25 protein-coding genes and 1 pseudogene are annotated in these 23,055 nt (G+C 71.2%); 16 read left to right on the top strand and 10 right to left on the bottom strand.

The genetic code is table 11. The annotated features are described in order from the left end of the window. Positions 1 to 30 precede the first annotated feature (30 nt). The 5 genes and pseudogenes from AC0B61_RS15120 (at position 31) to AC0B61_RS15100 (ending at position 2,793) form a co-directional block, all read left to right on the top strand. Positions 31 to 1,172: pseudogene (locus tag AC0B61_RS15120) on the top strand (dihydrofolate reductase family protein). A gap of 65 nt (positions 1,173 to 1,237) precedes the next feature. Then, positions 1,238 to 1,900 (top strand): HAD-IA family hydrolase, encoded by a 663-nt coding sequence (locus AC0B61_RS15115; RefSeq protein ID WP_471741109.1) that lies wholly within the window; start codon positions 1,238 to 1,240, stop codon positions 1,898 to 1,900. Continuing rightward, complete coding sequence (locus AC0B61_RS15110) at positions 1,897 to 2,085, top strand: hypothetical protein (protein WP_471741274.1); 189 nt, start codon at positions 1,897 to 1,899, stop codon at positions 2,083 to 2,085. The genes AC0B61_RS15115 and AC0B61_RS15110 overlap by 4 nt, the downstream gene beginning before the upstream one ends. Positions 2,086 to 2,149: 64 nt before the next feature. Beyond that, a complete protein-coding gene (locus AC0B61_RS15105) occupies positions 2,150 to 2,401 on the top strand; it encodes a hypothetical protein (RefSeq protein WP_471741108.1) in 252 nt (83 codons plus the stop codon). After that, entirely contained in the window at positions 2,401 to 2,793 is a 393-nt protein-coding gene (locus tag AC0B61_RS15100; protein ID WP_471741107.1) for a type II toxin-antitoxin system VapC family toxin, read from the top strand. The genes AC0B61_RS15105 and AC0B61_RS15100 overlap by 1 nt, the downstream gene beginning before the upstream one ends. Before the next feature lie 196 nt (positions 2,794 to 2,989). On the opposite strand, the gene AC0B61_RS15095 is transcribed toward AC0B61_RS15100, so the two are convergent. After that, positions 2,990 to 3,244, bottom strand: coding sequence for a Txe/YoeB family addiction module toxin (locus tag AC0B61_RS15095; protein ID WP_328955342.1), 255 nt, complete (start codon positions 3,242 to 3,244; stop codon positions 2,990 to 2,992). Beyond that, positions 3,241 to 3,522: a type II toxin-antitoxin system Phd/YefM family antitoxin gene (locus AC0B61_RS15090; RefSeq protein ID WP_471741106.1), complete on the bottom strand. Its 282-nt coding sequence runs from the start codon at positions 3,520 to 3,522 to the stop codon at positions 3,241 to 3,243. Before AC0B61_RS15090 ends, AC0B61_RS15095 begins: the two co-directional genes overlap by 4 nt. A 363-nt stretch (positions 3,523 to 3,885) precedes the next feature. On the opposite strand from AC0B61_RS15090, the gene AC0B61_RS15085 reads away from it, so the two are divergent. Together AC0B61_RS15085 and AC0B61_RS15080 are read left to right on the top strand one after the other, a co-directional pair. Further along, the gene (locus AC0B61_RS15085; RefSeq protein ID WP_344460062.1) at positions 3,886 to 4,155 is read left to right on the top strand and encodes a type II toxin-antitoxin system Phd/YefM family antitoxin; all 270 of its coding nucleotides are present in this window, start codon (positions 3,886 to 3,888) and stop codon (positions 4,153 to 4,155) included. Further along, on the top strand, positions 4,148 to 4,411 hold the full coding sequence (locus tag AC0B61_RS15080; protein WP_471741105.1) for a type II toxin-antitoxin system RelE family toxin: 264 nt from the start codon (positions 4,148 to 4,150) through the stop codon (positions 4,409 to 4,411). Before AC0B61_RS15085 ends, AC0B61_RS15080 begins: the two co-directional genes overlap by 8 nt. Positions 4,412 to 4,544: 133 nt before the next feature. Here the strand turns inward: AC0B61_RS15080 and ychF are convergent, their stop codons facing one another. Next, positions 4,545 to 5,618: a redox-regulated ATPase YchF gene (ychF, locus tag AC0B61_RS15075; protein WP_471741104.1), complete on the bottom strand. Its 1,074-nt coding sequence runs from the start codon at positions 5,616 to 5,618 to the stop codon at positions 4,545 to 4,547. A gap of 293 nt (positions 5,619 to 5,911) precedes the next feature. Here ychF and AC0B61_RS15070 point away from each other — a divergent pair, with 293 nt between their 5' ends. Next, the gene (locus AC0B61_RS15070) at positions 5,912 to 6,538 is read left to right on the top strand and encodes a DUF6542 domain-containing protein (protein ID WP_471741103.1); all 627 of its coding nucleotides are present in this window, start codon (positions 5,912 to 5,914) and stop codon (positions 6,536 to 6,538) included. A 10-nt stretch (positions 6,539 to 6,548) separates the two neighbouring features. Here AC0B61_RS15070 and ppgK read toward each other — a convergent pair whose 3' ends face one another. Both ppgK and AC0B61_RS15060 read right to left on the bottom strand, forming a co-directional pair. Next, positions 6,549 to 7,295, bottom strand: a complete 747-nt coding sequence (gene ppgK / locus AC0B61_RS15065; RefSeq protein WP_471741102.1) for a polyphosphate--glucose phosphotransferase — start codon at positions 7,293 to 7,295, stop codon at positions 6,549 to 6,551. A gap of 129 nt (positions 7,296 to 7,424) precedes the next feature. Then, a complete protein-coding gene (locus AC0B61_RS15060) occupies positions 7,425 to 8,399 on the bottom strand; it encodes a 4-hydroxy-3-methylbut-2-enyl diphosphate reductase (RefSeq protein WP_471741101.1) in 975 nt (324 codons plus the stop codon). 110 nt (positions 8,400 to 8,509) lie between these two features. Here AC0B61_RS15060 and AC0B61_RS15055 point away from each other — a divergent pair, with 110 nt between their 5' ends. The 4 genes from AC0B61_RS15055 to AC0B61_RS15040 all read left to right on the top strand — a co-directional run bounded on the left by AC0B61_RS15055 (position 8,510) and on the right by AC0B61_RS15040 (position 12,221). Next, on the top strand, positions 8,510 to 9,949 hold the full coding sequence (locus AC0B61_RS15055; protein WP_471741100.1) for an APC family permease: 1,440 nt from the start codon (positions 8,510 to 8,512) through the stop codon (positions 9,947 to 9,949). A 10-nt stretch (positions 9,950 to 9,959) separates the two neighbouring features. Beyond that, positions 9,960 to 11,174, top strand: a complete 1,215-nt coding sequence (gene xseA / locus AC0B61_RS15050; RefSeq protein WP_471741099.1) for an exodeoxyribonuclease VII large subunit — start codon at positions 9,960 to 9,962, stop codon at positions 11,172 to 11,174. 43 nt (positions 11,175 to 11,217) lie between these two features. After that, entirely contained in the window at positions 11,218 to 11,475 is a 258-nt protein-coding gene (locus tag AC0B61_RS15045; RefSeq protein ID WP_471741098.1) for an exodeoxyribonuclease VII small subunit, read from the top strand. Between the two features lie 143 nt (positions 11,476 to 11,618). Further along, positions 11,619 to 12,221: a malonic semialdehyde reductase gene (locus AC0B61_RS15040; RefSeq protein ID WP_471741097.1), complete on the top strand. Its 603-nt coding sequence runs from the start codon at positions 11,619 to 11,621 to the stop codon at positions 12,219 to 12,221. A gap of 99 nt (positions 12,222 to 12,320) precedes the next feature. Here AC0B61_RS15040 and AC0B61_RS15035 read toward each other — a convergent pair whose 3' ends face one another. Continuing rightward, the gene (locus AC0B61_RS15035) at positions 12,321 to 12,857 is read right to left on the bottom strand and encodes a DUF4245 domain-containing protein (protein ID WP_471741096.1); all 537 of its coding nucleotides are present in this window, start codon (positions 12,855 to 12,857) and stop codon (positions 12,321 to 12,323) included. 213 nt (positions 12,858 to 13,070) lie between these two features. Between AC0B61_RS15035 and glpX the strand changes: the two genes are divergently transcribed. Beyond that, positions 13,071 to 14,111, top strand: coding sequence for a class II fructose-bisphosphatase (glpX, locus tag AC0B61_RS15030; protein ID WP_471741095.1), 1,041 nt, complete (start codon positions 13,071 to 13,073; stop codon positions 14,109 to 14,111). 142 nt (positions 14,112 to 14,253) lie between these two features. On the opposite strand, the gene AC0B61_RS15025 is transcribed toward glpX, so the two are convergent. Both AC0B61_RS15025 and AC0B61_RS15020 read right to left on the bottom strand, forming a co-directional pair. Then, positions 14,254 to 14,613, bottom strand: a complete 360-nt coding sequence (locus tag AC0B61_RS15025; protein WP_471741273.1) for a WhiB family transcriptional regulator — start codon at positions 14,611 to 14,613, stop codon at positions 14,254 to 14,256. A gap of 337 nt (positions 14,614 to 14,950) precedes the next feature. Beyond that, positions 14,951 to 15,742 carry a DUF1707 domain-containing protein gene (locus AC0B61_RS15020; protein ID WP_471741094.1) on the bottom strand — a complete coding sequence of 264 codons (792 nt, stop codon included), beginning with the start codon at positions 15,740 to 15,742 and terminating at the stop codon, positions 14,951 to 14,953. A 147-nt stretch (positions 15,743 to 15,889) separates the two neighbouring features. Between AC0B61_RS15020 and AC0B61_RS15015 the strand changes: the two genes are divergently transcribed. Continuing rightward, positions 15,890 to 17,557, top strand: a complete 1,668-nt coding sequence (locus tag AC0B61_RS15015; RefSeq protein WP_471741093.1) for a fumarate hydratase — start codon at positions 15,890 to 15,892, stop codon at positions 17,555 to 17,557. 87 nt (positions 17,558 to 17,644) lie between these two features. Here AC0B61_RS15015 and AC0B61_RS15010 read toward each other — a convergent pair whose 3' ends face one another. Continuing rightward, the gene (locus AC0B61_RS15010) at positions 17,645 to 18,403 is read right to left on the bottom strand and encodes a GntR family transcriptional regulator (RefSeq protein WP_471741092.1); all 759 of its coding nucleotides are present in this window, start codon (positions 18,401 to 18,403) and stop codon (positions 17,645 to 17,647) included. 145 nt (positions 18,404 to 18,548) lie between these two features. On the opposite strand from AC0B61_RS15010, the gene AC0B61_RS15005 reads away from it, so the two are divergent. Then, the gene (locus AC0B61_RS15005; RefSeq protein WP_471741091.1) at positions 18,549 to 18,767 is read left to right on the top strand and encodes a hypothetical protein; all 219 of its coding nucleotides are present in this window, start codon (positions 18,549 to 18,551) and stop codon (positions 18,765 to 18,767) included. A gap of 499 nt (positions 18,768 to 19,266) precedes the next feature. On the opposite strand, the gene AC0B61_RS15000 is transcribed toward AC0B61_RS15005, so the two are convergent. Further along, entirely contained in the window at positions 19,267 to 19,551 is a 285-nt protein-coding gene (locus AC0B61_RS15000) for a hypothetical protein (RefSeq protein WP_471741090.1), read from the bottom strand. Between the two features lie 213 nt (positions 19,552 to 19,764). Here AC0B61_RS15000 and AC0B61_RS14995 point away from each other — a divergent pair, with 213 nt between their 5' ends. After that, on the top strand, positions 19,765 to 22,755 hold the full coding sequence (locus AC0B61_RS14995; protein ID WP_471741089.1) for an AfsR/SARP family transcriptional regulator: 2,991 nt from the start codon (positions 19,765 to 19,767) through the stop codon (positions 22,753 to 22,755). Positions 22,756 to 23,055 lie beyond the last annotated feature (300 nt).

The following is a 23,055-nucleotide window of genomic DNA, read 5'->3' as shown; positions in this document are numbered from 1 at the left end:
GAGGCGCCCCCGACAGAACGGTCCCCGCCCATGCCCGGCCAGCGCCCCTTCGTCCTGCTGAGCGCCGCCGTGTCGCTCGACGGCCACCTCGACGACGCCTCCACCGACCGGCTGCTGCTCTCCAACGCCGCCGACTTCGACCGGGTGGACGAGGAGCGGGCGGCCGCCGACGCGATCCTGGTCGGCGGCAACACCCTGCGCGCCGACAACCCGCGCCTCCTGGTCAACGACCCCGCGCGCCGGGCCGCCCGACTGGCCGCCGGCCGGCCCGAGTACCCGCTGAAGGTGACGCTCAGCGCCGGCGGCGCCCTCGACGCCGGGCTGCGGTTCTGGCACACCGGCGACGCCAAGCTCGTCTACACCACCGACACCGGGGCGGCAGCGCTGCGCCCGCGGCTGGACGGGCTGGCCGAGGTGGTCACACTCGGCGGCGCGGTGGACCTCGGCGCGGTGCTGGACGACCTGGGCGAGCGCGGCGTGCGACGGCTGATGGTCGAGGGCGGCGGGGGCGTGCACACCCAGTTCCTGGCCGGGGGCCTCGCGGACGAGCTGCAGCTGGCCGTCGCCCCGCTGCTGGTCGGCCAGGCCGAGGCACCCCGGTTCGTCCGCCCGGCCGCGTTCCCGGGCGGCCCGGCCCGGCGGATGCGGCTGCTGGAGGCCCGTACCGTGGGCGACGTCGTCCTGCTCAGGTACGCCCCGAAGGAGCCCGCGCCGTGAACCGCCCCGCGACCACCGACCTCGACCACCTGCGCCGGGCCGTCGAACTCTCCCGCCGCTGCCCGCCGTCCGCGACGGCCTTCTCGGTCGGCGCGGTGATCGTCGACGGCGACGGCCGGGTGCTGGCCCAGGGGTACAGCCGGGAGGCGGACGCGCACGACCACGCCGAGGAGGCGGCCCTGGCCAAGCTCCCGGCCGGCGACCCCCGGCTGCGCGGGGCGACCGTCTACAGCTCGCTGGAGCCCTGCGGGCAGCGCGCCTCCCGCCCGGTGCCGTGCGCCCGGCTGATCATCGCGGCCGGCGTCCCGCGCGTGGTGGTCGCCTGGCGCGAGCCGGACCTGTTCGTCGCCGCCTGCCAGGGCACGGCCCTGCTGGAGGCGGCCGGGGTCGAGGTGGTGGAGCTGCCGGAGCTGGCCGAGGAGGCCCGCGCGGTCAACGCCCACCTGCTCGGCTGATCTTTTGGATCTTTTGTATCCTTTAGAAACAAACAGCTCGCGTTTCGTTCCTCCGAGGAGCCCCCATGCCCGCCGCCCCCATCCGGCTGACCGCCCGCGCCCTCCTCCTGGACATGGACGGCACCCTGGTCAACTCCGACGCCGTCGTCGAACGCTGCTGGGGCCGCTGGGCCGAGCAGCACGGCCTGGAGCCGGCCGAGGTGCTCGCCGTCGCCCACGGCCGCCAGGGCCACGCCACCATGGCCGCCCTCCTGCCCGACCGCCCCACCGAGGTCAACCTCGCCGAGAACGAGCGGATGCTCGACGAGGAGCGCGCCGACACCGAAGGCGTCGTCCCGATCCCCGGCGCCGCCGCCTTCCTCGCCTCACTGGCCGGCCTCCCGCACGCCCTGGTCACCTCCGCCGACCAGCCGCTCGCCCGGGTCCGGATGGGCGCCGCCGGACTGCCACTGCCGCCCGTCCTGGTCACCGCCGAGTCCGTCGGCGCCAGCAAGCCGGACCCGGAGGGCTTCCTCAAGGGCGCCGCCGCCCTCGGCTACGCCCCCTCCGACTGCCTCGCCTTCGAGGACTCCGGCGCCGGCATCGCCGCCGCCAAGGCCGCCGGCATGCGCGTCCTCGGCATCGGCCCCCGCGCCACCGCCCACCACCCGGACGCCCACGCCGACACCCTCACCACCGTCACCATCACCCCGACCCCGGACGGCCTGCTCACCATCACCGTCGGCTGACCCGCCCGCCGGACACCAAGGAGGTCGCCGCCGTGGTCCCCATCGACGTTTTGCGGCAGCACCAGGAGCGGGAAGAGCGCGAGATCAATCGGATCATCGACGAGCGCATGGCTGCCCCCTCGGCGGGCATCCCGGGCCCCTTCGGAATCAGCACCGCGATGCAACCCCGGACCGGCGATCAGTAGTGGTAGCGGGCCGGAAACGGGGCCCACCTCACGCTTGCTTGCTACCAGCGGTAGGATCAGCGGCATGAGCAGTAGCAGGAAGTATTCGATCAGCCTGCCCGAGGACCTCGCCGAATCCGTACGCGCACACGTGGGGCCCGGCGGCTTCTCCGCCTATGTTGCCGAAGCCCTCGAACAGCGGGTCGCCATGGACAAGCTCGGGGAGATCGTCGCCGACTTCGAGACCGACAACGACGGGCTCACCCGCGAGGAGGTCGAGGCTGCCCGCGCCGTGTTGCGCCATGACCACCGTCGTGCCGACGGAGTCGCCGCCTGATGCCCGGCGCACTCCTGCTCGACAGCGAAGGTCTCTCGAAGCTCTACCGCAAGGACCGGACGGTCGTGGCTCTGGTCCAAGCGGCATCGGAGGAGGGCGTCCGCGTGGCCACCAGCGCCATGACCACCCTTGAGGCCGACTACGAGCGCATCCACCCGGCCCGCATCAAGTGGGTCCTCTCCCGCATCGACGTTCACGACGTCACCAAGGAGATCGCCGACCACGCCGCCGCCCTCCTGCGTACCCACCACCTCCACGGGCACAAGTACTCCATCGACGCCGCCTTCGCCGTCATCGCCCGCACCGCACCCCCGCCGGTCACCGTCCTCACCTCCGACCCCGAGGATCTGACGCTCCTCTGCGGCCCCACGGTCGAGGTCGTCAAGGTGTGAGCGCGCCCGCCGCACTCGAGGGCGACCAGGACCGCCTTGCCCGACCCGTTGACATGCGGGTCGGGCAAGACTCTTGAGTGACCGTCAGGCGTTGAAGCGGAATACCCACCACAAGGCCGTGACCTGCGAAGGTGCTGATCCTGGCGGCCCAAGTCAGCACAGAATCAGCACGGTGGCTCGACCACACAGCCAGCCATCAGTAGTGGTAGCGGGCGGCCAGAACGATGATCTCCCGGTCCGTCACCAAATAGACGAGGCGGTGCTCGTCGTCGATCCGCCGCGACCAGGCCCCGGGCAAGTGGTACTTCAGCGGCTCGGGCTTGCCGATCCCGGTGAACGGGTCGCGCAGGACGTCCTCGATGAGCTTGTTGATCCGGGCGAGCATCTTGCGGTCGCTCTTGAGCCAGGACGTGTAGTCCTCCCAGCCGCCCTCTTCGAAGACGAGCCTCACGCGGCGCCCTTCCCCACGTCCGCCGCATCAGGGTCGATGAGCTCCCGCTCGGAGAGCCCTGTGCCGCCAAGGGCGTTCTCGTACGCCTTGAGCAGGCGGCGAGCGTTCGCCGGCGAGCGCAGCAGATAGGAGCCTTCGCGCAGGGCGGCATAGTCCTCGGCCGACACAAGTACGGCGTTCCCGTGCTTGGAGACGATCTCGATGGCCTCGTGATCGTCGTTGACCTTCTTGATCAACGGGAAGAGAGCCTTGCGCGCCTCGCTGGCAGTGATCGACATCGACTGGACTCCCTCCACGAGTGGTACCAGATAACGTACCACCGGAAGGAAGGGTGCGATGGGCCGAATGTCAGCACCAAGTCAGCACGGGCACGAAAGCGGGCCCTGCCTCAGGACAGGCAAGGCCCGTCTGACCTGCCCATTTGACAGATCGAATCAGCTTAGAGTAATCAAATGATCACACGTTGAAGCGGAACATCCAAGACAGTGCTCCGACCTGCAAGAACAGGCTTTCGGCGGCTCGCATCCAGCACCGATCCAGCACCGTAGGGGCTCATCCAGCACATCCAGCACGCACGACCGCGATGCCCCCCATCACAGCGGGTGTTGTGTACACACGGAACACTCAGTACGCTTGAGCGCATGACACAGCCGCTGCCCATAGAGTCCATCCGGGATGTACGCGCGCACTTGGCCGAGGTCGTGGAGCGAGCCGATCGGGACGATGTGCCCACGGTGATCACACGCCGAGGCAAGGAGATCGCCGCCGTCGTCTCCATCGAGGTACTGCGCAAGTACCAGGAATGGGAAGAACGCGAGATCAACCGGATCATCGACGAGCGCATGGCCAACCCGGCTCCCGGTATCCCGATCGAGGACATCATGAGGGAGACGCTGGCGCGCAGTGAGTGAGTACCGAACCGTGTTCCGACCCGAGGCTCAGGCCGAGCTTCGGAAGATCCCCCGCGACATGGCACTGCGCATCCTGGCCAAGCTGACCGAGCTGGAGAGCGATCCTCTCGGCTTCAACACCACCGCGCTCGTGTCGCAGCCCCAACGCCGGCGCCTGCGAGTCGGCGATTACCGGGTCGTCTACACGATCGACAACGGGGAGCTGGTGGTGTGGGTCGTGCACGTCGGGCATCGCTCCACCGTTTACGGCACCTGATACCGGCCGATCCAGCGTCAGGATATCCAGCACCCATCCAGCACCGTGATGACGAAGGGGTCGACCCCCAAAGGAGCCGACCCCTTCCGAGCTGCACACTTGACGAATCACCTAGCGCACAGTAAGGAGCGGATCACACGTTGAAGCGGAACTCCACCACGTCGCCGTCCTGCATGACGTAGTCCTTGCCCTCGATGCGGGCCTTGCCCTTGGAGCGGGCCTCGGCGATGGAGCCGGTCTCGACCAGGTCGTGGAAGGAGATCACCTCGGCCTTGATGAAGCCCTTCTGGAAGTCGGTGTGGATGACTCCGGCGGCCTCGGGGGCGGTGGCGCCCTTCTTGATGGTCCAGGCGCGGGTCTCCTTGGGGCCTGCCGTCAGGTAGGTCTGCAGGCCGAGGGTGGCGAAGCCGACCCGGGCGAGGGTGGCGAGGCCGGGCTCCTCCTGGCCCATGGACTGGAGGAGTTCGAGGGCTTCGTCGTCGTCCAGCTCGATCAGCTCGGACTCGATCTTGGCGTTGAGGAAGATCGCCTCGGCCGGGGCGACCAGCTCGCGCTGGGCGTTCTTGAAGTCCTCGTCGGCCAGCTCCTCCTCGTCCACGTTGAAGACGTAGAGGAACGGCTTGGCGGTCAGCAGGTGCAGGTCGCGGATCGGGGCGGTGTCGAAGCCGGCCTCGAAGAGGGTCTTACCGGTCTCCAGGATCGCCTGCGCGGCCTCGGCGGCGGCCAGCACGGGGGCGGTGTCCTTCTTGAGGCGCGCCTCCTTCTGGAGCCGTGGCAGGACCTTCTCGACGGTCTGGAGGTCGGCGAGGATCAGCTCGGTGTGGATGGTCTCGATGTCGTCCTTGGGCGACACCTTGCCGTCCACGTGCACCACGTCCGGGTCGGTGAAGGCGCGCACGACCTGGCAGATCGCGTCCGACTCGCGGATGTTGGCGAGGAACTTGTTGCCCAGGCCCTCGCCCTCGCTGGCGCCCCGCACGATGCCCGCGATGTCGACGAAGTCGACGGTGGCCGGGAGGATGCGCTGGGAGCCGAAGATCTCGGCGAGCTTGGCCAGCCGCGCGTCCGGGACGCCGACCACGCCGACGTTCGGCTCGATGGTGGCGAACGGGTAGTTGGCCGCCAGCACGTCGTTCTTGGTCAGGGCGTTGAACAGGGTCGACTTGCCGACGTTCGGCAGGCCGACGATTCCGATCGTGAGCGACATGAAGCGCAGTCCCGGGGGCTTGGAGGAGTTGGGTCGGCACCGTGCGGGCCGACCCCCAAGTCTACGGGCAGCTCCCGCGGTGCCTCACTCGTCGGTTCGCACCCTCCGGGGCACCGTCCCGGGCTCCGGGGACTCAGCCGGTTGCCCCGCCCGTCGGCGGTGGGGAAGCGGCGGTGGCCGGGCGGGTCAGCCCATCCGGGCGACGGTCCATGGCTCCGCCGTCCGGAGACACGGGCCAGGACCTGAACGGTCCATTACACACTGTGGCGATGATCGGACCGTACGTTGGGCGGGTGGAGCAGAGCATCCGTACCCAGCCGCCAGGGCCCAGACGCCGTCCGCCGAACGGCGCGGCCGCAGCCGCCGTCCCCGGTCCAGGCCGGGCTCCCGAGACCGGCGGGGCCCCCACCGGGCCGGCTCCCGCGTCCCGGCTGCGCCCGGTGGCCGGCCCGCCCGCCGCCGCCCGTCCGGCCGCCCCGCGGCTGCGCCTGCCGCTGCGCGGGCGCGGCGGCGCGCAGCTGTACGGGCGGCGCCGGACCGGCCGGCCGACCCGGCTGACGGCCATCGGCACCGGCGTGGCCGCCGTCCTGGCCACGGTCGCGGTGGCGGGCGCGGACCGGCTGCTGTTCGACGGCCTGGGCTGGCTGTTCGGCGTCGGCTACGTGGTGGTCTGCTTCCAGCTGGCCGTCCGGGTCCGCTACGCCGACCTGCTGGCCGCGCCGATCAGCGGGCCGATCGCCTTCGCCCTGGCGCTGCTGCTGCTCGCGCCCGTCGGCTCCACGGGCTTCACCGCCCAGGTGGTCACGCTCGCGACGGGGCTGGCGCTGCGGGCCGGCTGGCTGTTCTCCGGCACCGGGCTGGCCGCGCTGATCGTGCTCGCCCGCTTCGTCGCCCAGCGCCGGTTCCACCGCTCCCGCTGAGGCCGCGTCCCTAGCGCGCCGCCCGGGCCGCCGCCATGGCGGCCCCGACGATGCCCGCGTCGTTGCGCAGTTCCGCCGGCACGACCCGCGCCCCGCGGTCCTTCAGCAGCGGCAGGAACTTCTCGTGCTTGCGGCTCACGCCGCCGCCGATCACGATCAGCTGCGGCGAGAACAGCATCTCCACCAGGTCCAGGTACTCGTCGACCCGTCCGGCCCACTGCTCCCAGGTCAGTTCGTGCCGGTCCTTGGCGGCCGAGGAGGCCCGGCGTTCGGCGTCCTTGCCGCGCAGTTCCAGGTGGCCCAGTTCGGTGTTGGGCACCAGCACGCCGTCCACCAGGAGCGCGCTGCCGATGCCGGTGCCGAAGGTGAGCATGAGGACCACGCCGGGCTGGTCCCGGCCGGCGCCGTGCGTCACCTCGGCGAGGCCGGCCGCGTCCGCGTCGTTGAGGACGGTCGCGGGCAGGCCGAGCGCCTCGCGGAAGAGCCCCTCGGCGTCGAGGTCGATCCAGCCCTTGTCCACATTGGCGGCAGTCCTGGTCCGGCCGCCGACCACCACACCGGGGAAGGTCAGCCCGACCGGGCCCCGGTGGTCGAAGTGGCGGACCACCTCGCGGACGGCGGCGACCACGGCTTCGGGGGCGGACGGCTGCGGGGTGAGCACCTTGTAGCGCTCCTCGGTGAGCGCGCCCCGGGCGAGGTCGACCGGTGCGCCCTTGATCCCCGAGCCGCCGATGTCCACGCCGAATACCGCCGTCATCACGTCCACCCTCCGCCGCGCCCGCGGACCCGCTTGTCCACAGCCTGTGAACAAAATACGAGAGGGCGCACGGCCCCGCACAGCAGAGAGCCCGGTGCCCCGAGCGGGGCACCGGGCTCTCCGGGGGCGTCAGAGCTTGCCCGCCGCCTCGGCGCGCAGGTCGCGGCGCAGTTCCTTGGGCAGCGAGAAGATCAGGTGCTCCTCGGCGGTCTTGACCGTCTCGACCGTGTCGTAACCGCGTACGGCCAGGAATTCGAGCACGCCGTCGACCAGGATCTCCGGCACCGAGGCGCCGCTGGTCAGGCCGACGGTGCCGACGCCCTCCAGCCACTCCTCCCGGATCTCCTCGGCGAAGTCCACCAGGTGGGCGGCCTTGGCGCCGTACTCCAGGCCGACCTCGACCAGGCGGACGGAGTTGGAGGAGTTCTTGGAGCCGACCACGATCAGCAGGTCGGTCTCGGGGGCCAGCTGCTTGACGGCGACCTGGCGGTTCTGGGTCGCGTAGCAGATGTCGTCGCTGGGCGGGCTGACCAGCGCCGGGAAGCGCTTCTTCAGCTCGCCGACGGTGGCCATGGTCTCGTCCACCGACAGGGTGGTCTGGGACAGCCAGACGACCCTGGACTCGTCCCGGACCTTCACGTTGGCGACGTCCTCGGCGCCGTCCACCAGGTGGATCCGGTCCGGGGCCTCGCCCATGGTGCCGATGACCTCCTCGTGGCCCTCGTGGCCCACCAGCAGGATGTCGTAGCCCTCGTCGGCGAAGCGGACGGCCTCCTTGTGCACCTTGGTGACCAGGGGGCAGGTGGCGTCGACGGTGGCGAGCTTGCCGGCCCGCGCCTCGTCGTGGACCGACGGGGCGACGCCGTGCGCGGAGAAGACCACGATCGAGCCCTCGGGCACCTCCTCCGTCTCGTCGACGAAGATGGCGCCCTTCTTCTCCAGGGTCTGCACCACGTACTTGTTGTGGACGATCTGCTTGCGGACGTAGATGGGGGCCCCGTACTGCTCCAGGGCCTTCTCCACGGCGATCACGGCGCGGTCGACGCCCGCGCAGTAGCCCCGGGGGGCGGCGAGCAGGACACGGCGCTGCGCGGTGTTGGACATGGCTCCATCGTACGGGCGGCCGCGCACGGCGCCGCTCGTGGCGGGGAGCCGCGCCGACGGTGGGGCGATTTCCGGACAGACTCGGTCACAAGTGCTCAAATGTGGTGCCTATGAGCACAGTGAGCGAGCAGGCGACGCCGAGCGGCCTGCGCCGCAGTCTGAGCGTCCGCGATCTGATGGTCTACGGACTCCTGTTCATCGCCCCGATGGCCCCGGTCGGCGTGTTCGGCGTGCTGGACGCCAAGAGCCACGGCGCCGTCGCCACGGTCTACCTGGCCGCCACGGTGGCGATGGGCCTCACCGCCTTCTCGTACGCCCAGATGGTGCGCGCCGTGCCGCAGACCGGCTCGGTGTTCGCCTACGCCCGGGCCGGGCTGGGCGAGGGCCCGGGGTTCATCGCCGGCTGGATGGCGATGCTCGACTACCTGCTGATCCCGGCGGTGGCCTACCTGTTCTCCGGGATCGCCCTGCACTCCCTGGTGCCGGACGTCCCGCGCTGGCTGTGGACGGCGATCGCGGTCGTGGTCACCACCGCGCTCAACCTCGTCGGGGTGCGGACGGCGGCGGCGGTCGGGTTCGCGGTGCTCGCGATGGAGATCGCGGTGCTGGCGGTCTTCGTGGTGGCCGCCGTGGTGGCGCTGGCCCAGGACGGCGCCCGGCGCGGCTGGGACACCCCGTTCACCGCCGTCGGCGACTTCTCGCTGACCGCCGTGATCTCGGCGGTGTCCGTCGCGGTGCTCTCCTACCTGGGCTTCGACGCGATCGCGACCTTCGTGGAGGAGGCGCTCGGCGCCTCCGCGGCGGTGGCCCGGGCGGTGCTCTGGTGCCTGGCCCTGGCCGGAGTGCTGTTCGTCGCGCAGACCTACCTGGCGGCGGTGCTGGAGCCGATGGGCCCGCAGCAGCTGGCCGCCGATCCGGCGGCGCAGGGCTCGGCGTTCTACGACACCGTGGAGACCGGCATCGGGCACTGGCTGCACGTCCTGGTGGCGGCCGGCAAGGCCATCGGCGCGGCCTTCGCGGCCCTCGCCGGGCAGGCGGCCGCCGGGCGGCTGGTCTTCGCGATGGCGCGGGACGGACGGCTGCCGCGCGGCCTCGGCTCGGTGGACCCGGCCAGCGCGGTGCCGCGGCGGGCGCTGCTGGCGGCCGCGGTGATCACGATGGCGGCGGCGGTCTGGGCGGCCGACCGCGACGACGGGCTGGACCAGCTGACCTCGGTCGTGAACGTGGGCGCGCTGACCGCCTTCGCGCTGCTGCACGCCTCGGTGATCGGCTGGTACGCGGTGCGGCACGGCTCGCGGGACCGGCTGCGGCACGTGGTCGTCCCGGTGCTGGGGATCGCGGTGATCGGCGCGGTGGTCTACGAGGCCTCGACCACCGCGCAGCTCGTCGGGCTGGTCTGGCTGGCGGTCGGCCTGGTGGTGCTCGCCGTCCAGGGCACCGCCGGCCGAGGCAGCAGCGGTCGGAGCGGCACCACCGGCCGAGGCGGCCCGGGCCGCAGCGGCCCGGACTCCGCCGGTCGGGGCGCAGACGGTGTCGGCGGGCGCCGCTAGCCTCGTACGCATGGCCAACACCAGCTCCCCAGAAGCCCCGCTCCCGGTCGGCAAGGTCTCCGCGCTGATCGGCGGCTGGATCGACCGGCTCGGCGCGGTGTGGGTGGAGGGGCAGATCACCCAACTCAGCCGTCGGCCCGGGGCGGGCGTGGTGTTCCTGACCCTGCGCGATCCGCAGGCCGACGTGTCCCTCACGGTGACGTGCTTCCGCTCGGTGTTCGAGCAGGTCGCGGACGTCGTCCAGGAGGGCGCGCGGGTCGTCGTGCACGCCAAGCCGGAGTGGTACGCGGCACGCGGCCAGCTGTCGCTGCGGGCCTCCGAAATCCGGCCGGTCGGGCTGGGCGAGCTGCTGGCCCGGTTGGAGCAGCTGAAGCGGCGGCTCGCGGGGGAGGGCCTGTTCGCGGCCGAGCGCAAGAAGCCGCTGCCGTTCCTGCCGCAGTGCGTCGGCCTGGTCACCGGGCGCGGTTCGGCGGCCGAGCGGGACGTGCTGGAGAACGCCCGGCGGCGCTGGCCGGCCGTCCGCTTCGAGGTGCGCAACGTGCCGGTGCAAGGGGTCAGTGCGGTGGAGCGGGTGAGCGCGGCCGTGCGGGAGCTGGACGAGCACCCCGAGGTGGACGTGATCGTCGTGGCGCGCGGCGGCGGCAGTGTGGAGGACCTGCTGCCGTTCTCGGACGAGGGGCTGGTGCGGCTGGTCGCGGCCGCCCGTACGCCGGTGGTCAGCGCGATCGGGCACGAGCCGGACCAGCCGCTGCTGGACTTCGTCGCCGACCTGCGCGCCTCCACTCCGACCGATGCCGCCAAACGGGTGGTTCCGGACGTCGGCGAGGAGCTGGCCAAGGTCCGTCAGCTGCGCGACCGCGCCCGCCGGCACGTCCTGGCCCGGGTCGAGCGCGAGCAGCACGGGCTGGACGGGCTGCGCAGCCGCCCGGCACTGGCCGCCCCGGACCGGATGCTGGACGGCCGCGGCCAGGAGGTGGCGGCCCTGCTGGAGCGGGCCCGGCGCACCCTGCGGCACCGGCTGGACCACGGGCAGAGCGATCTCGGGCACACCCTGGCCCGCGTGGTCTCGCTCTCCCCGGCGGCCACCCTGGAGCGCGGCTACGCGGTGCTCCAGCGGACGGACGGCACGGTGGTGACCGACCCGGCGCAGGTCGCACCCGGCGAGGGGCTGAACGCCCGCGTGGCGGGCGGCGGCTTCCCGGTCACCGTGGCCGGGGAGCGGTAGCCGGGGCCCGCCGCTGTCGGTCCGAGCCCCTACGCTGGCACGCATGGCAGAGCAGCAGGAGCAGCAGGAGGCGGCGGCGCCGAACCCGGACGACGCGCTGGGCTACGAGCACGCCCGGGACGCGCTGCTGGACGTCGTCCGGCAGCTGGAGAACGGCGGGACGTCGCTGGAGGAGTCGCTGGCCCTGTGGGAGCGCGGCGAGCAGTTGGCGAAGGTGTGCCAGCGCTGGCTGGACGGCGCCCGGGCCCGGTTGGACGCCGCGCTGGCCGCCGAGGAGGACGGGGCCCCGGGCGGCGGGTGAGGCGAGGGCCGCACCGCACGGCCGGGGCGTGATGCCTATCACATCCACTGAGGGAATCGTTGAATATTCACTCAGGTTGGATGGGATGATCGGCCACGGTCGGTCACTCCGACGAACCCCCTTGCCGCATGAGGTGCAGAAGCATGACCACCGACGCCCTGGTACTCGACGCCGCCGCTCAGGACCTGCTGTTCCGCGAGGCCCGCACCGCGAACACCTTCACCGACGAGCCGGTCTCCGAGGAGCAGGTCCAGGCCATCTACAACCTGGTCAAGTTCGGCCCGACCGCCTTCAACCAGCAGCCGCTGCGCGTCGTCCTGGTCCGCTCGGCCGAGGGCCGCGAGCGCCTCGTCCAGCACCTGGCGGACGGCAACAAGGCCAAGACCTCCACCGCCCCGCTGGTCGCCATCCTGGCCGCGGACAACGAGTTCCACGAGGAGCTGCCGACCCAGTTCCCGCACTTCCCGCAGGCCAAGGACGTCTTCTTCTCGGAGCGCGCCGTCCGCGAGCGGTCCGCCTCGCTGAACGCCGCCCTGCAGGCCGCCTACTTCATCATCGGCGTGCGCGCCGCCGGCCTGGCCGCCGGCCCGATGACCGGCTTCGACGCCGAGGGCATCGACAAGGAGTTCTTCGGCGACGGCGACCACTCGGTGCTGGCCGTGGTCAACATCGGCAAGCCGGGCGACGACGCCTGGTTCCCGCGTTCGCCGCGCCTGGAGTACGACCAGGTCGTCACCACGGTCTGACGCGCCCATGCGAGAGGGCCCCGCACCGGTTCGTCCGGTGCGGGGCCCTTCGGCGTTCCTGCGGCTGAGCGTGGGCCTGCGCGTAAGCGTGCGCCTGCGCTACTTGAGCGCCTGCGCCAGCTCGGCCAGCTCCTCGTAGGAGGCGGTGCCGGTGAGCAGGGTGGTCCCGGAGCCGGTCTGGGCGGCCAGCGCGCGGGACTTCTCGCCCTGCACCCGGTCCCAGGCGCGGCCGGCCACCTCGGAGGTGCCGTCCGGCTCGCCGCCCGCGACCTTGTCGGCCAGCAGCGAGTCGCGCGGCGCGTCGCTCTGCTCGACCGCCGCGTACTGGCCGGAGGGGGTCACGAAGCCCAGGTGCCAGACGTTGCCCTTGCCGCTGCTCTGGTCGGCCGGCCGGTAGCTGACCGAGGTGGCCCGCCACTTGTCGGACAGCCCGTCCGGGGAGAGCAGCGGGTAGGGCGCGGCGCGCTTGGCGGTGGCCGCCGCCACCTTGTACTCGACCACGTGCACCGGGTCGCTGTCGGCGTCGTGCGGGAGGAACAGGTACCCGATCCAGACGACGAAACCGACCGCCAGCATCGACAGGACCATGTCCCGTACGGTCTGGCGGCCTCTCATGCCCTTGCTCTCTGCAGCCACCCCCACATGGTGACTCATCGCCGTTGCGGCCCGGCCACCCGGGGGTCCACGTCCGGGTGAACGGGGAGGAAGGGGCGGTTTCCGGCCCGCACGGCGACCTGCGCCACAGACAGTCATCTCGTGGGCAGATACGATCGCAGGACCCTCACCACGGCGTTCGACCAGGCAGTAGTCGGGCGCTTACTGGCCGTCGCGTACAGAGAGGTAACGACGATGACCACGCAGTACCCGCACCAACTTCCCAGTGCCCTGGAAGTCGCGCCCGAGGCTCCGGACCGGAACCTCGCGCTCGAACTCGTCCGGGTCACCGAGGCGGCCGCCATGGCCGCCGGCCGGTGGGTCGGACGTGGCGACAAGAACGGCGCGGACGGCGCGGCCGTCAAGGCCATGCGCACCCTCGTCTCGACCGTCTCGATGAACGGCGTGGTCGTCATCGGGGAGGGCGAGAAGGACGAAGCCCCGATGCTCTACAACGGCGAACGGGTCGGCGACGGCACCGGCGCCGAGTGCGACGTCGCGGTGGACCCGGTGGACGGCACCACCCTCACGGCCAAGGGCATGAACAGTGCCGTGGCCGTGCTGGCCGTGGCCGACCGCGGCACCATGTTCGACCCCAGCGCCGTGTTCTACATGGACAAGCTGGTGGCCGGGCCGGAGGCCGCCGAGTTCGTCGACATCACCGCCCCGCCGGCGGTCAACATCCGCCGGGTCGCCAAGGCCAAGGGCAGCGCCGCCGAGGACGTCACCGTCGTCGTACTCGACCGCCCGCGCCACGACGGCCTGGTCCGGGAGATCCGCGAGGCGGGCGCCCGGATCAAGTTCATCTCCGACGGCGACGTGGCCGGCGCCATCATGGCCGCCCGCGAAGGCACCGGCGTGGACCTGCTGATGGGCATCGGCGGCACCCCGGAGGGCATCATCGCGGCCTGCGCGATGAAGTGCATGGGCGGCGTCATCCAGGGCCGGCTGTGGCCCAAGGACGACGCCGAGCGGCAGAAGGCCCTCGACGCCGGCCACGACCTGGACCGGGTGCTCACCACCGACGACCTGGTCAGCGGCGAGAACGTGTTCTTCGTCGCCACCGGCATCACCGACGGCGAACTGCTGCGCGGTGTGCACTACCGCTCGGAGACCGCCACCACCAGCTCGCTGGTGATGCGTTCCAAGAGCGGCACGATCCGCGAGATCAACTCCACCCACAAGCTCTCGAAGCTGCGGGCCTACAGCGCGATCGACTTCGACCGCGCCAACTGACGCGCCCGACGGACCGGGCGCTCGCGACACAGCACACCGCAGCCCCGGCGGAATCCCTCCGCCGGGGCCGCGGTGCGTCCGGGCCCGGGCCTTCGGCCCGGCCTTCGGCCCCGCCCGCGGCGCCGAGGTCTCCGGCCGGCCGTCAACCGGCTATCCGGCGCGCGGCGCCCGACGTCACCCGGGCCGCCTCGCGCAACTCCGTGTCCCGGCGGCGGCGCCGGGCCAGCACCACCCGCCGCTCGGCGGCCGTCAGCCCGCCCCACACCCCGTACGGCTCCGGCTGGGCCAGCGCGTGCTCGCGGCACTCCAGCAGCACCGGGCAGCGGGCACACACCTGCTTGGCCTGCTCCTCGCGGGACAGCCGGGCCGCCGTCGGCTCCTTGGAGGGCGCGAAGAACAGCCCCACCTCGTCCCGTCGACACGCCGCACCGGTGTGCCAGGGGTCGTCCTCGGCCGCGGCGGCGCCCGGCCGGCCGGCCGAGGGCTGCGGCTGGGGAGGCACAGCGGGACCGCGCTCCAGCAACTGCGCTGCGGCGGCGGGCGAGGTGGGGCGGGACTCGATCGGATGCAGCACGGCCGTACTCCTGACGAGGCTCTCGGACACGGGGAACCCTCGCTCCCCTACCGGCTGCGAGCCCCCGCTGTCCAACCCTCCGGAACGGCCGCTGGGCCGCCTCCGGTGCGCAGCCGTACAAGAAGCGATGTGCGGAAGGAACTACCCCGCCCGGCCGCGATTCATGCACACTGCACGCAATCGACTACGGAGTGCACCCGGCCGCAACGCCGAGCGCCCGACCGGGAGTTGGCTCCCGGCCGGGCGCTGCACAGGCCAACGGACGCTAGTCGGTGCCGAGTTGGCGGCGCGCCCACTCCCTGAGCTTCTTGCCCCGGCGCGGCTTGGCGGTGCAACCGCCGAACATCGCAAGGCCCTTGACCCGGACAACCGGAGCGTACGGGTCCGCCGCGGTCTGCTCCCGGACATCGAAACCGCCGAACAGGCCCACCCCGGCGCCCTGCAGGCTGACGTTCTCCGGCACCCGGACCTCGACCCCGCCGAACAGCGCCACGACGACGATCTCCACCTCGGGAGACTCGAACACGGCGTCGCTCAGGTCGATCTCCACGCCGCCGAACACCGCGAAGGCCCTCAGCTGCGAGCCCACCCGCCAGCGGCCCTTGCGGGACGCGCCGCCGAAGACCGCCACCACCGCCGGCGACTCCTGGCGCGCGGGCGGCTGGGCCGCCGCCGCAGCGCCCGGCTGCTTCTCGAAGGACAGCGGGCGGGCCGCCAGGTCCCGGGTCAGCGGCACCAGGTCGCCGAAGGTCTTGGCGGCGTACGCGGCCCCGATGCGCTCCGCGTGCTCGTCCGCGTCCAGGCGGCCCTCCGCGTACGCGTCCCGCAGCAGTTCCGCGACCCGCTCGCGGTCGGCGTCCGAGACGCGCAGCTCCGCCTCCGCCACCGGCGGGTGCGCCGGCTGCGGTCCGGCCTGCGGCTTTGCCTCGGGCCTTGGCTCGGGCCTGAGTTCGGGCTTCACCTCGGGCTCGAGGCCCGGCCCGGGTTCGGACTTGGTCATCGGTACGGGCGCCGGCACCGGCTGCCCCCGGTCGTCGTGCGACGGCGAGTTGTCCACGGGGTCCACCCTAGTCGCTCGCACTCCAGCCCGAGTGAGCCCGGTCACGCAAGGCTGACCTGTCCGCGAGCCGCCGCCGGCCGGGTCCTACCCTGGATGGTGCTTCGCCGACGCAGCCGGACCACTGGATAGCTAAGGACCGCCCCGATGGCTCCCACGCCAGACTTCGAGTACAGCGACCTGCTCCCCCTGGGCGCTGACCCGACCCCCTACCGCAAGCTGACCTCCGAGGGTGTCTCCACCTTCGAAGCCGGCGGCCGGACCTTCCTCCAGATCGAGCCCGAGGCGCTGCGGCTGCTGACGGCCGAGGCGATGCACGACATCTCGCACTACCTGCGCCCGGCCCACCTGGCCCAGCTGCGCCGCATCCTGGACGACCCGGAGGCCAGCCCCAACGACCGGTTCGTCGCGCTGGACCTGCTGAAGAACGTCAACATCTCGGCCGGCGGCGTCCTCCCGATGTGCCAGGACACCGGCACCGCGATCGTCATGGGCAAGCGCGGCCAGAACGTGCTCACCCAGGGCGGCGACGAGTCCGCCATCGCGCGCGGCGTGTACGACGCGTACACCAAGCTCAACCTGCGCTACTCCCAGATGGCCCCGGTGACCACCTGGGACGAGAAGAACACCGGCAACAACCTGCCGGCCCAGATCGAGCTGTACGCCACCGACGGCGACGCGTACAAGTTCCTCTTCATGGCCAAGGGCGGCGGCTCCGCCAACAAGTCGTACCTGTACCAGGAGACCAAGGCCATCCTGAACGAGGCGAGCATGCTCTCGTTCCTCGAGCAGAAGATCCGCTCCCTCGGCACCGCCGCCTGCCCGCCGTACCACCTGGCCATCGTGATCGGCGGCACCAGCGCCGAGTTCGCGCTGAAGACCGCCAAGTACGCCTCGGCGCACTACCTGGACAACCTGCCGACCTCCGGCAACGCCAGGACCGGCCACGGCTTCCGCGACCTGGAGCTGGAGGCCAAGGTCACCGAGCTGACCCAGAAGATCGGCATCGGCGCCCAGTTCGGCGGCAAGTACTTCTGCCACGACGTGCGCGTGGTCCGACTGCCGCGCCACGGGGCCTCGCTGCCGGTCGCCATGGCCGTCTCCTGCTCCGCCGACCGCCAGGCGCTCGGCAAGATCACCGCCGAGGGCGTCTTCCTGGAGCAGCTGGAGACCGACCCGGCGAAGTACCTGCCGGACACCACCGACGAGCACCTGGACGACGACGTGGTGCGCGTCGACCTCGACCAGCCGATGTCCGCGATCCGCGCCGAGCTCTCCAAGTACCCGGTGAAGACCCGCCTCTCGCTCACCGGCACGCTCGTCGTCGCCCGCGACATCGCCCACGCCAAGATCAAGGAGCGCCTGGACGCCGGCGAGGGCATGCCCAAGTACCTGCAGGACCACCCGGTCTACTACGCGGGCCCGGCCAAGACCCCCGAGGGCTACGCCTCCGGCTCCTTCGGCCCCACCACGGCCGGTCGGATGGACTCCTACGTCGACCAGTTCCAGGCGGCCGGCGGCTCGATGGTCATGCTCGCCAAGGGCAACCGCAGCAAGCAGGTCACCGACGCCTGCGCCGCGCACGGCGGCTTCTACCTCGGCTCCATCGGCGGCCCGGCCGCGCGCCTCGCCCAGGACTGCATCAAGAAGGTCGAGGTCCTGGAGTACGCCGAGCTCGGCATGGAGGCCGTCTGGCGCATCGAGGTCGAGGACTTCCCGGCGTTCATCGTCGTCGACGACAAGGGCAACGACTTCTTCCGGGAGACCACGGAAGGCCCGCTGATCACCAGCCTGCGGATCCGCTCCAAGGAGTAGCCGCCGGTCGGACCGCTCCCGCACGCCCCCGTACGCCCCTTCACCGCCCCGGCCGCCCAGCGCGGCCGGGGCGGTTCGCCGTGCCCCTCACGCGTCGAAGTCGTACTCCAGGACGTAGGAGGCGGCGTCGAGGATCATCTCGTTGAGCTCGACGACCTGGCCCTCGTCGGCGAAGGCGGTGCGGCAGATCAGGATCACCGGGGTGCCGGGGCAGAGTTCGAGGCGGGCGGCCTCCTCGGCGCCGGGCATGCGGGAGCGGACCTCCTCGCGGAAGTGGACGGGCTTGGCGCCGATCTCGGCCAGGCGGGCGTAGGTGCCGCCGGGGCCGGTGTCCTCGCGGGTGATCGCGGTGCCGGCGACCAGGACGGCCGGCAGGTAGGAGGTGGAGAGCAGCACCGGCTTGCCGTCCAGGACGAAGCGGCGGCGGCGCACGCACATCGGGGAGCCCGGGGCGACCCCGAGGACCCGGGACACGTGCTCGGGGGAACCCTGTTCGGTGACCGACACCTGATCGACCACCAGGCTGCGGTTGTCGATGTCCGCGGACCATATCGACCGGCCGGAGCCCCACTGCCCCTGCGCCAGCCGCTGGATGCCGCGTCGGCGCAGCGGCCGGAAGTCCCGGACGAACACCCCCGCGCCCTTGCGGGCCTCCGCGATGCCCTCGCTCTGCAGCACGCCCAGCGCCTGGCGGGCGGTCATCCGGGCCACGCCGTACTCGTCCATGAGGTCGTTCTCGCCGGGCAGCCGGTCGCCCGCGCGGTACCGGCCGCTGTCGACGGCCGCCTTCAGGGAGTCGGCGATCCGCTGGTACTTGGGCTGCTTGTCGCCATTGCTGCCGGTCATCGCCGCTCCCTCTGCCTCGGAGAAATCGTAGGCGCGCCGCCGGTCGACGGTAAGCCGATAAGCCGGTACGACCGTTGACATCTCTAGAGATTTTAGCTTCTCTAGAGATGCTGGCCAGTCGCCTACCAGAGCGAGGAGCAGCACGGTGAGCACTCGACAGCACGACGCCCGGGCCTACCGGCCACAGGTGGGCGACCACGTCCTCGACCGCAGGACCGGACGCACCGGCATCTACATGGGCACCATCGGCGGCGAGCACTACCTGCGCCCCGAGGGCGGCGGCCGGGAATGGACCGCCGAACCGAACCACGTCTCGCCCGTTCCCGATCCCCGCGAATCAGCCGAATACGATCTTCTCCGCTAATTGCGGGCACAATCGCAGCAAACTGCAGCATTCCGGCCCGACAATCCACCGGGATGAATCCGTAATTCCGGAACGCCCCGCGCCCGCCGCCGGGCACGTTACGGATATCGCCGGTCACCATGAGTGCACCACGGGCGCGATTCGGCCACCGGGCGGACACCGACCGCCGAATGGGCACGCCCATAACCGGCAGTGCCCCCGCGCCCGGACCGGGGCGCAGGGGCACGCGGCCGGAACGGCTTACGGGTGGCCGCCGACGATGCTCGCGAAAGCCCCCGCGGCAGTCGCCACGTAGCCGACAGTCACAACGGCGGTCGACACGGCGACCATAGCGACCCGACGAAGATTGCTCATACAACCCCTCCAAACCATCGAGGCTCACCCCTCGCGGGTGAACGCCAGTTCGAGACTACATACCGTCAGGCCAGCACTCCAGAGCACAAATGCACAAAGTGCCCCGCACTCACACGATCGCCGCAGGGCACGGCACGCCACCGGCTTACGGGTGGCCGGAGATCATGCCCTCGGGCTCATAGACCTCGCCCGATTTGCCGGCGACCGGCGGAGTGGGCTCAACCACATGGTCAGCCTCGTCACCAAACAGGTCGTTCTCGAGCGCGGTCTTCTCGGCGCCAGTCGGCGCGACGTAACCAGTGGGGTTCGAGGGTGCAGTCACCGCATCCTCCACAACCTTGCCTGCCACCGCAGCGGCAGCCGGGACCTCGGTCGTCGACGCGTCCTCTGGCGTCAACGTCACCGGGGTCCCACTCTGGTCATTGGCCATGAGGCGACCGCCTTTCAGTCATCAAATGTGTTCAGCCCGACCTCCTTGGCGCGGGCGCGGGGACAGTATCGTAGGGTTGATTAAATGTCCGATAAACATCGTGCGGCCTACGGCACTGTCCGGCAGAGTCGAGCGTCCGCCTAAGCTGAAGCACCACGGCGGACCGCCGAGCGCCATTCACGGAATCGACACCACAGGCCATCGGGGGACTTCATGGAGTTTCGGGAGACGCCGCAGACCCCTGCGCTGCGCTTCCAAGTCCTCGGTCCGGTCCAAGCCTGGCTCGACGGCAAGCCGCTCTCCCTGGGGTCGCCCCAGCAACAGGCCGTTCTGACCACTCTTCTGTTGCATACCGGTCGCCCGGTCACCACGCAGGATCTGGTCGACTCGCTATGGGGCGAACGGCCGCCGGCCCAAGCGGTGGCCGCCCTCCGCACGTACGTCTCCAGACTGCGCTCGGTCATTGAGCCCCAGCGGGAGGTACGCCGGCCAGCCGAACTGCTGGTTTCGGTCGCCGACGGCTATGCCCTGCGCATTCCGGGCGAGGCCCTCGACCTCTCGGCCTTCGAACGGCTCTCCGCCGAGGCCGCGGCAGCCCGCACCTCGGGTGACAAGCGCCAGGCGCACCGACTGCTTTCGCATGCGCTGGACCTGTTCGGCGGCCGTCCGCTCACCGGCATCCCCGGCCCATACGCGGAAGCCCAGCGGCTACGGCTGGCCGAGCGGCAGGTCGCCGCCGCCGAGGAGCTGTGCGCCCTCTCCCTCGATGTCGGCCTGCACGCCGAGATCGTCGGCGAGCTCAACAGTCTGACGGCCGAACACCCGCTGCGCGAGCGCCTGCGCGAGCTGCTGATGCTGGCCCTGTACCGTTCCGGACGCCAGGCCGAAGCGCTCGGTGTCTACACCGACACCCGCAAGCTCCTGATCGAGGAGCTCGGAGTCGAACCGGGCGTCGGCCTGTCCTCGATGCACAGCCGCATCCTCGCGGCCGACCCGGCGCTCGCCGTCCCGGCCACCCCCGCCCCCGCCCCCGCCCCCGCCCCCGCCACCCTTGAGGACGACCCGACCGCATCGTCCGCGCCAGCCCAACTGCCCGCCGACATCTCGGACTTCAGCGGACGTTCGGAGCTGGTAGGCGACCTCTCGGCGGTCCTGATGAACGCCACCGGCCAGGCCGTCGTGGTGACGTCATTGGCCGGAATCGGCGGAGTCGGAAAGACGACCCTCGCCGTCCACGTCGCCCACCGCGTCCGTGCAGAGTTCCCGGACGGGCAGCTTTACGTCGACCTGCGCGGAGCCGGCGCCTCGCCCGCCGAGCCGGTGGCCGTCCTGGGCGACTTCCTGCATGCGCTCGGCGTCACCGAGAGCCCCGACTCGCTCGAACAGCGCGCCGCGCTCTACCGCTCGCTGCTCGCCAGCCGTCGAATGCTGATCCTGCTCGACAACGCGCGCGACGCCGACCAGATCCGGCCGCTCATCCCCGGAGTCTCCGGGTGCGCGGTGCTCGCCACCAGCCGCTCACGGCTGGCCAGCATCCCCGGTGCCCAGCTGTTCGACGTCGAGGAGCTGACGCCGGCCGAAGCGCTCTCGCTGTTCTCCGCCATCGTCGGCGAGCAGCGGGTCGCTGACGAGCCGGAGGCGGCCATGAAGGTTGTCACCGCCTGCGGCTTCCTGCCGCTCGCCGTCCGCATCGCGGCCGCCCGACTGGCCAGCCGCCCGCGTTGGAGCGTCTCCGACCTGGCCAGCCGGTTAGCCGACCAGCGACGGCGGCTCGACGAACTCCAGCTCGGAAACCTCGCCGTGGAGACCACCATCGGGCTCGGCTACGGACAGCTGTCCGCGGACGAGGCCCGCGCCTTTCGGCTGCTCTCCCTGATCGACTCCCCCGACATCCCATTGGCGGCCGCCGCAGCGCTGCTCGGTGTGGACGAGCGCGCCGCCGAGGACTTCGCCGAGGCATTGGTCGAGGCGAACATGCTGGAGTGCTATACCCCAGGCCGGTACCGGTATCACGACCTACTCCGGCTCTACGCTCGTCGGCAGAACGAGCGGCGCGGGGACCACGAGGAGCAGGAGCAGGCGATGCAGCAACTGCTGGACCTGCTGGTTCCAACCGTCCGCAACGCGGCCCAGGTCATCGAGCCTGACGATAAACTCCCGGAGCCGCTCAATCCGTTGAGCTCGTCAGGCCTGAATATGTCGACGAGCCAGGATGCAAGGCGGTGGCTCCGGACCGAGATCATCCTGCTCCTCAGCACGGTCGAAGCCGCCGTGCGGGGGCCGAGCTTCATCCTGCGACCGGCCGTCGATCTGTTGATCGTCATGAACAGCATCGTCGGGGATCCCACACACGGCGCACGTGTGCGCCGATCCCTTGAGAGCGCTGAACAGAACGCCGCTGCCTACGAAGACTCCGCTGCACTTGCACGGGTGCACTTCGCCTTCGGCACGCTACAGTCGATCACTAATGACTTCCAAGGCGCCGAACGATCGCTCCGCAAGAGCCTGAACCTTCAGAGTTCGGACGACATGACGATTCTGCGGTCGGCAGCGACCAACGATCTGGGGATCATTCTCAGCCTGACGAACCGCCCCGCCGAGGCCATTCCATTCTTCGAGCAAGCCCTCGCCATCAGCCGAGTGATCCGTGTTCCGATCAACGAGGCCAGGTTGCTCGGCAACATGGCTCGGGCGCAGATGAGGCTGGGAGACATCGCGACTGCGGTCCGCTCGGTCACGGAGGCGGTGATGACAGCTCGGACGTCAAGAAATGGCCCGTGCCTCGCCGACACCCTGTATCAAACCGGCGTGGTGCTGTCCTCCACCGATGACACCAAAGCCGCCATACAGCATCTGCGCGAGGCCCACCGGCTGTACCAGTCACAGCAGAACCGGCTCTGGGAGGGCTACACCCTGGCCCGCCTCGCCTCTGCGCTGATCGCCGCTGAACAGTCCGCCGAGGCCGCCGAGGCCGCCGGAGAGTCACTGGCGATCGGACAGGAGATGGACTCGGCCTACTGTCAGGGTCTGGCGAACGCGGCGCTGGGCGAGGCGTTGCTGGCCCTCGCCCAGCCTGCTCGCGGGCTGGCGTGCCTCCAGGAGGCGCACGCGACCTTCGTGCGGCTCGGTGTGCCCGAGGCCTCCCCCGTGGCGGACCTCATCAACCTGCAGCACACCGAGCCCTTCATCTCCCCCGCGCCGTAAGGCCTCCGCTCCCCCCGGAGGGCCTCCCCCGATCTGCGCGTCGGCGCTCCCGCAGCCCCCCGGCTGCGGGAGCGCCCTCAACGCTTCCCCGGCGCTGGACTCCACTGTGCACCGGACCGATTGACGTTTGATAAACGTCTGATAGTCAGCCTTCCGGCCGGAGAAACCGCAGGTCAGCGACGACAGCCCCGGCGCGTTGTGCGGCGTGCGGGGCCCCGCGCACCACCCCGCCCCGCACCGTCGTGCTTCCGCGACCCCGGCCACTTCGGCCCGAGCATGACGAGTTGGCCGGAAAGCGAC

It is taken from the genome of Kitasatospora sp. NPDC023385 (assembly GCF_055664045.1).
Note: the sequence above shows the minus strand (reverse complement) of the source record. Positions and strands in the feature narration are given on the sequence as shown.

Coding starts and splice junctions, on each gene's coding strand:
- AC0B61_RS15015 (WP_471741093.1), top strand. CDS start 15,890: ATGGCTCCCACGCCAGACTTCGAGTACAGCGACCTGCTCCCCCTGGGC.
- ppgK (WP_471741102.1), bottom strand. CDS start 7,295: ATGACGGCGGTATTCGGCGTGGACATCGGCGGCTCGGGGATCAAGGGC.
- AC0B61_RS15055 (WP_471741100.1), top strand. CDS start 8,510: ATGAGCACAGTGAGCGAGCAGGCGACGCCGAGCGGCCTGCGCCGCAGT.
- glpX (WP_471741095.1), top strand. CDS start 13,071: ATGACCACGCAGTACCCGCACCAACTTCCCAGTGCCCTGGAAGTCGCG.
- AC0B61_RS15060 (WP_471741101.1), bottom strand. CDS start 8,399: ATGTCCAACACCGCGCAGCGCCGTGTCCTGCTCGCCGCCCCCCGGGGC.
- AC0B61_RS14995 (WP_471741089.1), top strand. CDS start 19,765: ATGGAGTTTCGGGAGACGCCGCAGACCCCTGCGCTGCGCTTCCAAGTC.
- AC0B61_RS15105 (WP_471741108.1), top strand. CDS start 2,150: ATGAGCAGTAGCAGGAAGTATTCGATCAGCCTGCCCGAGGACCTCGCC.
- ychF (WP_471741104.1), bottom strand. CDS start 5,618: ATGTCGCTCACGATCGGAATCGTCGGCCTGCCGAACGTCGGCAAGTCG.
- AC0B61_RS15100 (WP_471741107.1), top strand. CDS start 2,401: ATGCCCGGCGCACTCCTGCTCGACAGCGAAGGTCTCTCGAAGCTCTAC.
- AC0B61_RS15045 (WP_471741098.1), top strand. CDS start 11,218: ATGGCAGAGCAGCAGGAGCAGCAGGAGGCGGCGGCGCCGAACCCGGAC.
- AC0B61_RS15090 (WP_471741106.1), bottom strand. CDS start 3,522: ATGTCGATCACTGCCAGCGAGGCGCGCAAGGCTCTCTTCCCGTTGATC.
- AC0B61_RS15115 (WP_471741109.1), top strand. CDS start 1,238: ATGCCCGCCGCCCCCATCCGGCTGACCGCCCGCGCCCTCCTCCTGGAC.
- AC0B61_RS15085 (WP_344460062.1), top strand. CDS start 3,886: ATGACACAGCCGCTGCCCATAGAGTCCATCCGGGATGTACGCGCGCAC.
- xseA (WP_471741099.1), top strand. CDS start 9,960: ATGGCCAACACCAGCTCCCCAGAAGCCCCGCTCCCGGTCGGCAAGGTC.
- AC0B61_RS15040 (WP_471741097.1), top strand. CDS start 11,619: ATGACCACCGACGCCCTGGTACTCGACGCCGCCGCTCAGGACCTGCTG.
- AC0B61_RS15010 (WP_471741092.1), bottom strand. CDS start 18,403: ATGACCGGCAGCAATGGCGACAAGCAGCCCAAGTACCAGCGGATCGCC.
- AC0B61_RS15000 (WP_471741090.1), bottom strand. CDS start 19,551: ATGGCCAATGACCAGAGTGGGACCCCGGTGACGTTGACGCCAGAGGAC.